8 protein-coding genes are annotated in these 10,018 nt (G+C 60.9%); 5 read left to right on the top strand and 3 right to left on the bottom strand.

Going from position 1 to position 10,018, the window contains the following annotated elements:
• Positions 1-776 precede the first annotated feature (776 nt).
• Both ACQKPZ_RS25225 and ACQKPZ_RS25220 read left to right on the top strand, forming a co-directional pair.
• A complete protein-coding gene (locus ACQKPZ_RS25225) occupies positions 777-1,040 on the top strand; it encodes a DUF3077 domain-containing protein (RefSeq protein WP_019473937.1) in 264 nt (87 codons plus the stop codon).
• Between the two features lie 283 nt (positions 1,041-1,323).
• A complete protein-coding gene (locus ACQKPZ_RS25220) occupies positions 1,324-3,624 on the top strand; it encodes a YgiQ family radical SAM protein (RefSeq protein ID WP_427543488.1) in 2,301 nt (766 codons plus the stop codon).
• 131 nt (positions 3,625-3,755) lie between these two features.
• Here ACQKPZ_RS25220 and ACQKPZ_RS25215 read toward each other — a convergent pair whose 3' ends face one another.
• Positions 3,756-4,343 (bottom strand): TIGR00730 family Rossman fold protein, encoded by a 588-nt coding sequence (locus ACQKPZ_RS25215; protein WP_427543485.1) that lies wholly within the window; start codon positions 4,341-4,343, stop codon positions 3,756-3,758.
• Between the two features lie 349 nt (positions 4,344-4,692).
• Here ACQKPZ_RS25215 and azu point away from each other — a divergent pair, with 349 nt between their 5' ends.
• Entirely contained in the window at positions 4,693-5,142 is a 450-nt protein-coding gene (gene azu, locus ACQKPZ_RS25210; protein WP_043198099.1) for an azurin, read from the top strand.
• A gap of 114 nt (positions 5,143-5,256) precedes the next feature.
• On the opposite strand, the gene nadE is transcribed toward azu, so the two are convergent.
• Together nadE and pncB are read right to left on the bottom strand one after the other, a co-directional pair.
• Positions 5,257-6,084 (bottom strand): ammonia-dependent NAD(+) synthetase, encoded by an 828-nt coding sequence (gene nadE, locus ACQKPZ_RS25205; protein WP_427543482.1) that lies wholly within the window; start codon positions 6,082-6,084, stop codon positions 5,257-5,259.
• A gap of 3 nt (positions 6,085-6,087) precedes the next feature.
• The gene (gene pncB, locus ACQKPZ_RS25200) at positions 6,088-7,293 is read right to left on the bottom strand and encodes a nicotinate phosphoribosyltransferase (protein ID WP_427543479.1); all 1,206 of its coding nucleotides are present in this window, start codon (positions 7,291-7,293) and stop codon (positions 6,088-6,090) included.
• A 526-nt stretch (positions 7,294-7,819) separates the two neighbouring features.
• Here pncB and ACQKPZ_RS25195 point away from each other — a divergent pair.
• Together ACQKPZ_RS25195 and ACQKPZ_RS25190 are read left to right on the top strand one after the other, a co-directional pair.
• Positions 7,820-8,956 carry a branched-chain amino acid ABC transporter substrate-binding protein gene (locus ACQKPZ_RS25195; RefSeq protein WP_427543476.1) on the top strand — a complete coding sequence of 379 codons (1,137 nt, stop codon included), beginning with the start codon at positions 7,820-7,822 and terminating at the stop codon, positions 8,954-8,956.
• 145 nt (positions 8,957-9,101) lie between these two features.
• A complete protein-coding gene (locus ACQKPZ_RS25190) occupies positions 9,102-10,016 on the top strand; it encodes an ABC transporter permease subunit (RefSeq protein ID WP_119371591.1) in 915 nt (304 codons plus the stop codon).
• Positions 10,017-10,018 lie beyond the last annotated feature (2 nt).

Raw genomic sequence — 10,018 nt, 5'->3', positions numbered from 1 at the left:
TAGGCCTGATACATAGATGCAACCGGGTTCCTATGTTCAAAAGCAATTAGACAGTGTGGGCGAGTCCATACATAGGAGCGGCCTTGCGTCGCGATGGGCTGCGCAGCAGCCCCAGGATTTCAGCGCAGATGCAAAAAGTGCTGGGGCTGCTGCGCAGCCCATCGCGACGCAAGGCCGCTCCTACAAAGCCTGTGCTTGCCTATTTCTCCAAGCAATAATCAGCTTTTTCCCGTTGCGCGTAGGCCGTTTCTGAAATAGCTTCCAAACGCCTTTGCGCCATTGCTGTGGTTTTCCGGGGGGCCTAGTCTGGCGCTGTTCGTTGCGCAAGCAGCGACCGGGCCTGCAAGCCCGCAGACGATTACTACCGCTATCCGGATTGCTGCCAGTCGGTAATTTCGGTCAATGGTGGCTGCGTACGGGAGATCCTCGGATCTGCCGGTTTAATCGTCTGTCCGGTCTTGCAGACCCGTACGTAGCCGCCACCCATCAAATGCAAGTGATGTTGTGGCGGTCTTTTCGGAATCAGACGAGATTACGCCATGCTCAAGATTGTCCCCGATCCGCCCCACGATCCCCTTTTATTGAAGGCAGCCCGATGCAGGGGCGGATGCCTGCTGTAAGGCTTCAGTGATATTTCGCCTGGACGGACCTCTTCGCGGGCATGCCCGCTCCCACAGGTACGGTGCAAGTCGCGAAGTTTGTGGTGACTTTGTGGGAGCGGGCGTGCCCGCGAAGAGGCCGGCCCAGGCAGTCGAGAACTTCCGGGGGATTGAACAATGACAACAGAAGACACCCAATTCACCGTCGGCAAGACCACGTTCTACCAAGGCGAAAATGGCACCCACCCGTTGTTCCGCATCGAGCCCGGCATTCCGTGCAGGGATGCTCGCGAGCAATCTTCAGAGTTGATGGGGTATGTGCGCGAGCTGACCATCACCGGGCTGATGGATGAAAAACCGATGATGATCTGGGCTGCCCATTACCTGAGTGCGATGGCTAAGGCGCTGATGGATGATGCTGAGTTGGGCATGAAGCAGTGAGGGCCTGGCCTCAGGTTGCATGAAGGCTGCCATGTGTTCGCCGCAGCAATTTCAGCGCCTATGAGATCGAGCGCCGCCCGCGCGGCGCTCGATCTCACAGGCGCTGCATATGCTGTGTCGAACACCTGCCAACCCCACCACACCCCCCAAGCCAGCCACCTGGCACCCCACCCACCAACCATCGCCCCACCCACCAATCCCCACGAATCCAGTCGGATTTGGTCAAAATTTGTGCTATATTCCGCGCCCGCGATTTCCCTGTACACCAGAACCGGTCACTGACATGCAAGCAGCCAAACCACTCTACGACTATCCCAAGTACTGGGCCGAATGCTTCGGGCCAGCACCTTTCCTGCCAATGAGCAGGGAGGAGATGGATCTGCTCGGCTGGGATTCCTGCGACATCATCATCGTGACCGGGGACGCCTACGTCGACCACGCGTCGTTCGGCATGGCCATCATCGGTCGCCTGCTGGAGGCCCAGGGCTTCCGCGTGGGCATCATTGCGCAGCCGAACTGGCAGTCCAAAGACGATTTCATGAAGCTCGGCGAGCCGAACCTGTTCTTCGGTGTGGCCGCAGGCAACATGGACTCGATGATCAACCGCTACACCGCGGACAAGAAAATCCGCTCTGACGACGCCTATACCCCGGGTGGCCTGGCCGGCAAGCGCCCGGATCGTGCCAGCCTGGTGTACAGCCAGCGCTGCAAGGAAGCCTACAAGCACGTACCGATCGTGCTGGGTGGCATCGAGGCTTCGCTGCGCCGCATTGCCCACTACGACTATTGGCAGGACAAGGTTCGCCATTCGATCCTGATCGACGCCAGCGCCGATATCCTGCTGTACGGCAACGCCGAGCGGGCCATCGTCGAAGTGGCCCAGCGCCTGTCCCAGGGCGAGAAGGTCGAGAGCATCACCGACGTACGCGGCACCGCCTTCGTACGCCGTGATACCCCTCAGGGCTGGTACGAGATCGACTCGACCCGCATCGACCGCCCAGGCCGCGTCGACAAGATCATCAACCCCTACGTGAACACCCAGGACACCCAGGCTTGCGCCATCGAGCAGGCCAAAGGCGACCAGGAAGACCCGAATGAAGCCAAGGTCGTGCAGATTCTCGACAGCCCGAGCGTGACGCGCGAGAAGTCGGTGATCCGCCTGCCATCGTTCGAAAAAGTGCGTAACGACCCGGTACTCTATGCCCACGCCAACCGCGTGCTGCACCTGGAGACCAACCCGGGCAACGCCCGCGCCCTGGTACAGAAGCATGGCGAAGTGGATGTGTGGTTCAACCCGCCACCCATCCCCATGACTACCGAAGAGATGGACTACGTGTTCGGCATGCCCTACGCGCGTATTCCACACCCGGCCTATGGCAAGGAGCGCATCCCGGCCTACGAGATGATCCGCTTCTCGGTGAACATCATGCGTGGCTGCTTCGGTGGCTGCACCTTCTGCTCGATCACCGAGCACGAAGGCCGCATCATCCAGAACCGCTCGCACGAGTCGATCCTGCACGAGATCGAAGAAATGCGTGACAAGGTGCCGGGCTTCACTGGCGTGGTCTCCGACCTTGGCGGCCCGACCGCCAACATGTACCGCATCGCCTGCAAGAGCCACGACATCGAGAAGCACTGCCGCAAGCCGTCTTGCGTGTTCCCGGGCATTTGCGAAAACCTCAACACCGACCATAGCTCGCTGATCGAGTTGTACCGCAAGGCCCGTGCCTTGCCGGGTGTGAAGAAGATCCTGATTGCCTCGGGCCTGCGCTACGACCTGGCCGTGGAATCGCCGGAGTACGTCAAGGAACTGGTTACCCACCACGTGGGTGGCTACCTGAAGATTGCCCCGGAGCACACCGAGCGTGGCCCGCTGGACAAGATGATGAAGCCGGGTATCGGCACCTACGACCGCTTCAAGCGCATGTTCGAGAAGTTCTCGAAAGAGGCGGGCAAGGAGCAGTACCTGATCCCGTACTTCATCGCCGCGCACCCGGGCACCACCGACGAAGACATGATGAACCTGGCCCTGTGGCTGAAAGGCAACGGCTTCCGTGCCGACCAGGTGCAGGCGTTCTACCCGTCGCCGATGGCTTCGGCCACGGCCATGTACCACTCGGGCAAGAACCCGCTGCGCAAGGTGACCTACAAGAGCGAAGGGGTTGAGATCGTCAAGAGCGAAGAGCAGCGCCGCCTGCACAAGGCGTTCTTGCGTTACCACGACCCGAAGGGCTGGCCGATGCTGCGTGAAGCGCTGGAGCGCATGGGCCGCGCCGACCTGATCGGGCCGGGCAAGCACCAGCTGATCCCGCTGCACCAGCCGCAGACTGACACTTACCAGAGCGCGCGCCGCAAGAACTCGACGCCAGCGGGCAGCCACAAGGTGGGCAAGGACCAGAAGATCCTCACCCAGCACACCGGCCTGCCACCGCGTGCCAGTGATGGCAGCAAGCCGTGGGACAAGCGCGAGAAGGCCAAGGCCGAGGCGTTTGCGCGTAACGAGAAGGCGGCCAAGGAGCGCAAGGAAGCGGCCAAAGGCGGCAAGGGCAACAAGAAGCCGCGTCAGCCCGTCATTCCGCGTTAATCCAGGCCTTGCATAGAACCCTGTGGGAGCGGGTTTACCCGCGAATGCGTCAGTAGACCTACCATCGCATTCGCGGGTGAACCCGCTCCCACAGGTTAGGTGTCAGGCCAATCAAACGAGATTAACCGAGGTCAATCAGGCTTCTTGTCGACCCACTTCGGCGCCACCGGCGCAACAAAGCTGTCCATCCCGTCCAGCAGTTCATCCGGCTGCTGCGCCAGCAGCAACATGGCCCGATGCTGCTGCCGCACAAAGCCTTCTTCGACGATATGGTCGAGGAACCCGCCCAGCTTGTCGTAAAAGCCGTTCACATCGAGCAGCCCCAGCGGCTTGGCGTGATAGCCCAGTTGCCCCCAGGTCCATACCTCGAACAATTCTTCCAGCGTACCCAGCCCACCCGGCAGGGCGATGAAGGCATCGCTCAGCTCGGCCATGCGGGCCTTGCGTGCGTGCATGCCATCTACCACCTCCAGGCGCGTCAGGCCTTTGTGGCCGACTTCAGCGTCCAGCAGGCTTTGCGGGATGATGCCGACCACTTCGCCACCTGCTGCCATGGCCGCGTCGGCCACCACGCCCATCAGGCCTACGGCACCGCCGCCATACACCAGGGTCAGCCCACGGCGGGCAATGGCCTGGCCGAGCGCGACGGCAGCTTCACGGTAAGCAAGGTTGGCGCCGATGCTGGCGCCGCAGAACACACAAACGGAACGTACGGGCATTGCTCATCTCCTGTTACTCAGCTGTACAGGGTACGGCGCATGCCCGTTGCTTCCAAGGCCACTTTCATTCGGGGCGGGAGAATTCGCAGATGGCACCAGTGGCGCCGTGGGCGTAGGCGGCGAGCAGGCTGTTGAGGAATTGGGAGATGGGCATTTGGTATTGCTCCTAAATGAGAGGTTGTCCCATCGTCTATTAAAAGGGCATGATGTGCCCTTAGATTGGTTGTATACAATCCATTGAACAATTCTACTGGCTGGCCTCTTGACACCCCCTTGACCCATATCAGCAGGGGGATGAACGGTTTCAGGCAGTCTCGCAATTGATAAAACCCTGCCAAGGAGATTCATGATGTTTGCGAAAGCTGTAGCGGTATCCCTGCTGACCCTCGCCAGCGCCTCTGTCTTTGCAGCCGAGTGCTCGGTAACTGTCGAGTCGACCGACCAGATGTCCTATACCACCAAGGAATTCACCGTCGACAAGAGCTGCAAGGAATTCACCGTCAAACTGACCCACTCCGGCAACCTGCCGAAGAACGTCATGGGTCACAACCTGGTGATCAGCAAGACTGCCGACATGCAGGGCATTGCCACTGAAGGCATGAGCCAGGGCATCGAAAAGGGTTATCTGAAAGAAGATAACGCCAACATCATCGCCCACACCGCGATGATCGGCGCGCCGGAAAAAGAAACTGAAGTGAAGTTCGACACTTCCAAGCTGGAAGCCGGTGGTGACTACAGCTTCTTCTGCACCTTCCCGGGCCACATCTCGATGATGAAGGGCAAGGTTGTAGTCAAGTAATGACAGCTGTTTAGGCCTCTAGGGCCTATTCGCGGGCTCGCCCGCTCCCACAGGATAGCCACTGTTCTCAAGGGCAGTGGTTATCCTGTGGGAGCGGGCGAGCCCGCGAAGCTTTTATGGGGCGAACGGCAGTTCGCGCTTGTGCTGGGTCTTGTGGTAGGTGGCGACGATGATGTCGAACGCTGCCTGGTCAACCGGCAACCCATGCAGGAAGGCATCGATCTGCTGGTAGGTCACGCCATGCGACGCTTCGTCCGGCTTGCCTGGTTCCAGGTCTTCCAGGTCGGCAGTCGGCACCTTTTCCACCAGTGACTCCGGCGCACCAAAGCTGCGCGCAATCGCCCGTACCTGGTTCTTCACCAGCCCGCTCAGCGGCGCCAGGTCGCAGGCCCCATCACCAAACTTGGTAAAGAAGCCCATCACCGCCTCGGCGGCGTGGTCGGTACCGATCACCAGGCCTGCGCGTGCCCCGGCGATAGTGTACTGGGCAACCATGCGCGTGCGCGCCTTGACGTTGCCGACCACGAAGTCGACCAGGGTTGGCGAGCCGTTCTTCAGCTCCACCACTTCCGCCGCCAATGCCCGTACTGCCGGGGCAATGTCCACGGTGTGCACTTCATCGGCCTTGATTACCTCCAGGCAGGCCTGGGCATCATGCTCGTCATGCTGCACCTGGTACGGCAGGCGCACGGCAATGAAGGTGTATGCCTTGTCGCCGGTTTCGGCGCGCAGTTCATTCACGGCGCGCTGGGCGAGCAGGGCGGCAGTCAGCGAGTCGACACCGCCGCTGATGCCCAGCACCAGCGTCTTGAGCCGGGCGTTGGCCAGGCAGTCCTTGATGAACGCCACACGCCGGGCGACTTCGGCCTCGAGCGCAGCAGTGTCGGCGAACGGCGGCTGTACCTTCAGCGCCTGGGCAATCTCTTGCTGAACCGCTTGCATGGGTTACTCCTTGCTGGGGACTTTGAATACGTGGCGCATATAGGCGACGAAGTTCTCGTCGCGGCATTGGGTCTTGGCGGCTTCGTCCGAGATCTTGGCCACTGGCGCGCCGTTGCAGTCGGTCATTTTAAGCACGATGTTCATCGGGGCCACACCCGGAATGTCACAGGTCAGGTTGGTGCCGATGCCAAAGCTGACGTTGATGCGACCCCGCAGGGCACGGAAGATTTCCAGCGAGCGGGTCAGGTTGAGGCCGTCGGAAAACACCAGGGTCTTGGTCATGGGGTCGATACCCAGTTTCTGGTAGTGGGCTATGGCCTTTTCCGCCCAGGCCACCGGCTCGCCCGAGTCGTGGCGCAGGCCGTCGAACAGCTTGGCGAAGTACAGGTCGAAATCGCCGAGGAAGGCGTCCATGGTGATGCAATCGGTCAGGGCGATGCCGAGCAGCCCGCGGTACTCGCGTACCCAGCAGTCCAGCGCGGCGATCTGGCTGTCGATCAGCCGCGGGCCGAGCTGCTGGTGGGCCATGATCCACTCATGGGCCATGGTGCCCAGTGGCTTGATATCCAGTTTCCATGCCAGGTCGACGTTACTGGTGCCGACGAAACGGGCCGGGAAGTCGTCGCGCAATACCCGCACCACGTCTTCCTGCACGCGGCTGGAAAAACGCCGGCGGGTGCCGAAGTCGGCTACCTGCAAGTCGGCCAGTTCATCGTCACTGGCATGCGCGCGCAGCCAGTCGAACTTGCGGTACAGCTGGTCACGGGCTTCGGCCAGCCGCATGTGCGGGTGCAGTTGGCGGTTGCGCACCTCGCTGATGATGGCCAGTAGCGGCACTTCGAACAGGATTACGTGCAGCCACGGGCCTTTCAGGCGCAGGAACAGTTGATCGTTTTCGATACCGACGCGTACGTAGCGCAGGTTGAAGCGAAACAGCCGCAGAAAGCGCAGGAAATCGGGCTTGAGGAAGCTGATGCGTTCGAGGAAAGCCAGTTGGCCATCATCCAGCGTAAGGTCGCTGAGCAGTTCGAGCTGGTGACGGATCTCGCCCAGGTAGGGGCGAAGGTCCTCGCCGTTGCGGCAGCGGAATTCCCATTCGACGTCAGCGTCCGGGTAATTGTGCAGCACGCCCTGCATCATGGTGAGTTTGTAGAAGTCGGTGTCGAGCAGGTTGTGCACGATGCGCTCGGCGAATGCGCTCTCGCTCATCAAAGGGGGCTCCGGAAGCGGCGAATGGCGGACATTGTGCCAGCCTTTTGCGCCTTGTGTGGCTGTTCCGGCCTCTTCGCGGGCTTGCCCGCTCCCACAGGTACTGCGCCGTTCTCGAGCTCAGCGCAGTTCCTGTGGGAGCGGGCGAGCCCGCGAAGAGGCCGGAACAGCCAAAACAGAGGTGTTTTTCCGTGCAACGGCTAGCCTTGAAACGGTGCCGCCTGTAGCAGTCGCGCACCAGCGGTGTGCAGTTCGGTGACGTCCGCTGTTACAGGCTGGTTGCACGTAAACACTTGCCGGGGTTGCAATGATGGCACCGTACGGTTGCTCCTTGTCTGTACGTGTGGTGGCGCCTGCCGCGTGGCAGACGGTTGCACGCTCAATAAAGAAAAGGCCGTCGGTCGCTTGCTGGCGCCCGTCACAGTGTGTTTTCCCGGAAGACAAAACCTATGGCACGGCCCTTGCTCTGAGCACAGGGTTGAGAAGTTGTAGTGCCAACCAAAAAAAACTCTAGGAGCACCACCTCATGTCGCAGACGTTTTACAAGAAAGGTTTCCTGGCTCTGGCCGTGGCTACAGCACTGGGTGTTTCTTCGTATGTTCAGGCCGACGTCAAGATCGGTGTAGCGGGCCCGATGACCGGGGCGAACGCAGCGTTTGGCGAGCAGTACATGAAAGGTGCGCAGGCAGCGGCCGACAAGATCAACGCCGCCGGTGGCGTGAATGGCGAGAAAATCGTCCTGGTGAAAGGCGATGACGCCTGCGAGCCGAAGCAGGCCGTGGCCGTGGCCAACCGCCTGGTCGACCAGGACAAGGTGATCGGTGTAGTCGGGCACTTCTGTTCCTCCAACACCATTCCGGCGTCCGAGGTGTATGACGAGGCGGGCGTCATCGCCATCACCCCTGGCTCGACCAACCCACAGGTTACCGAGCGCGGCCTGAGCGCCATGTTCCGCATGTGCGGCCGTGACGACCAGCAGGGCATCGTCGCCGGCGACTACATCGTTGATGTGCTCAAGGGCAAGAAAGTCGCGGTACTGCACGACAAGGACACCTACGGCCAAGGCCTGGCCGACGCCACCAAGGCGCAGCTGGAAAAACGCGGCGTGAAGCCTGTGCTGTACGAAGGCCTGACCCGTGGCGAGAAAGACTTCAGCGCCGTGGTTACCAAGATCCGCTCCACCGGTGCCGACGTGGTGTACTTCGGTGGCCTGCACCCAGAGGCCGGCCCGCTGGTACGCCAGCTGCGCGAGCAGGGCCTGAAGGACGTCAAGTTCATGTCCGATGACGGCATCGTTACCGACGAACTGGTGGCCACGGCCGGCGGCGCGCAATACGTCGATGGCGTGTACATGACCTTTGGCGCCGACCCGCGCCTGCTGCCAGACAGCAAGGCGGTGGTGGAAGAGTTCCGCAAGGCAGGTACCGAACCTGAAGGCTACACCCTGTACGCCTATGCCTCGCTGCAGGCCTTGGCCGCTGCCTTCAACGGCTCCAAGTCGAACAAGGGCGAAGACGCTGCCAAGTGGCTGAAGGCCAACCCGGTGCAGACCGTAATGGGCGAGAAGAAGTGGGACGGCAAGGGTGACCTGACCGTCTCCGACTACGTGGTCTACCAGTGGGACAAGGACGGTAAATACCACCAGCTGGAAAAACAAAAATAATAACGGCCCACGGCCCGGGCTGATGCTCGGGCCCAAGCCCCGCGGTACCTGTCTTTATTTCGGAGATCTGCACGGTTCTGCGCCGCTTGGGGCCGCTTCATCCGTGGCCGGCGCCCGTGCAGTCTCACTCAGGTGAGATTGCGTTATGGATGGTATTTTCCTGCAGCAACTGGTCAACGGCCTGACCCTCGGGTCGGTCTATGGCCTGATCGCCATCGGCTACACAATGGTCTATGGCATCATCGGCATGATCAACTTCGCGCACGGCGAGGTGTACATGATTTCCGCGTACCTCGCGGCGATCAGCCTGGCATTGCTGGCTTATTTCGGTATCGAGTCGTTCCCCCTGCTGATGTTGGGCACGCTGTTGTTCACCATCGTCGTCACGGGCGTGTACGGCTTCACCATCGAGCGCATCGCCTACAAACCCCTGCGTAATTCCACCCGCCTGGCACCGCTTATCAGTGCCATCGGCATCTCGCTGATCCTGCAGAACTACGCACAGATCAGCCAGGGTGCCCGCCAGCAAGGCGTGCCGACCCTGCTTGAAGGGGCATTGCGCGTCGAAGTCGGTACCGGCTTCGTGCAACTGACCTACACCAAGATCTTCATCCTGATTGCCGCCTTCGTGGGCATGGGGCTGCTCACCTACGTGATCAAGTACACCAAGCTCGGCCGCATGTGCCGTGCCACCCAGCAAGACCGCAAGATGGCCTCGATCCTGGGCATCAACACCGACCGGGTGATTTCGTACGTGTTCGTCATCGGTGCGGTAATGGCCGCCCTGGCAGGCGTGCTGATCACCATGAACTACGGCACCTTCGACTTCTACGCCGGCTTCATCATCGGCATCAAGGCGTTCACCGCCGCCGTACTCGGTGGTATCGGCTCACTGCCTGGCGCCATGCTTGGCGGCATCATCCTGGGGATTTCCGAGTCGCTGTTCTCTGGCCTGATCAACTCCGACTACAAGGACGTGTTCAGCTTCTCGCTGCTGGTGATGATCCTTATCTTCCGCCCACAAGGCCTGCTGGGTCGCCCGCTCGTGGCTAAGGTGTGAAC

Source organism: Pseudomonas sp. NPDC089547 (assembly GCF_050280665.1).
In the GTDB taxonomy this organism is placed as follows: Bacteria; Pseudomonadota; Gammaproteobacteria; order Pseudomonadales; family Pseudomonadaceae; genus Aquipseudomonas.
Note: the sequence above shows the minus strand (reverse complement) of the source record. Positions and strands in the feature narration are given on the sequence as shown.

What these genes read in the sequence shown, in the direction of transcription:
- ACQKPZ_RS25225 (WP_019473937.1), top strand. Translation starts at nt 777, where the DNA reads ATGACAACAGAAGACACCCAATTCACCGTCGGCAAGACCACGTTCTAC.
- ACQKPZ_RS25220 (WP_427543488.1), top strand. Translation starts at nt 1,324, where the DNA reads ATGCAAGCAGCCAAACCACTCTACGACTATCCCAAGTACTGGGCCGAA.
- ACQKPZ_RS25215 (WP_427543485.1), bottom strand. Translation starts at nt 4,343, where the DNA reads ATGCCCGTACGTTCCGTTTGTGTGTTCTGCGGCGCCAGCATCGGCGCC.
- azu (WP_043198099.1), top strand. Translation starts at nt 4,693, where the DNA reads ATGTTTGCGAAAGCTGTAGCGGTATCCCTGCTGACCCTCGCCAGCGCC.
- nadE (WP_427543482.1), bottom strand. Translation starts at nt 6,084, where the DNA reads ATGCAAGCGGTTCAGCAAGAGATTGCCCAGGCGCTGAAGGTACAGCCG.
- pncB (WP_427543479.1), bottom strand. Translation starts at nt 7,293, where the DNA reads ATGAGCGAGAGCGCATTCGCCGAGCGCATCGTGCACAACCTGCTCGAC.
- ACQKPZ_RS25195 (WP_427543476.1), top strand. Translation starts at nt 7,820, where the DNA reads ATGTCGCAGACGTTTTACAAGAAAGGTTTCCTGGCTCTGGCCGTGGCT.
- ACQKPZ_RS25190 (WP_119371591.1), top strand. Translation starts at nt 9,102, where the DNA reads ATGGATGGTATTTTCCTGCAGCAACTGGTCAACGGCCTGACCCTCGGG.